The sequence below is a fragment of the Salinimicrobium oceani genome (genome assembly GCF_012037645.1).
Genome location: NZ_JAAVJR010001586.1, coordinates 1 through 290, shown reverse-complemented (window position 1 = coordinate 290; position 290 = coordinate 1). Strand labels below are relative to the sequence as shown.

Annotated in this window: 1 protein-coding gene; it reads left to right on the top strand. The window is 42.1% G+C overall.

The features are described 5' to 3' along the window. Positions 1 to 290 (top strand): alanine racemase (locus tag HC175_RS23180; RefSeq protein ID WP_209310233.1); only part of this gene is annotated, 290 nt, incomplete at both ends.

Sequence of the window (290 nt, the reverse complement as noted above, 5' to 3'; positions counted from 1 at the left end):
ATAAAAGCAAAAACTTTTTTTCACACCTGGCGGCCAGCGAAGACTGGAGAGAGCGGGAATTTACGCTGATGCAGATCCACACTTTCAGGAAGATCGCTATTAAGCTTTATGATGAATTAGATTACAGGCCACTGCTGCATATTTGTAATACCTCGGGGATCATCAATTATCCGAAAGCCCATTTTGACATGGTAAGAACAGGCATAGGCCTCTACGGCTTCGGAAATGATAAACCCGAAGATCAAAAGCTCAAACCAATTGGCACCCTAAAAACTATAATTTCACAGATC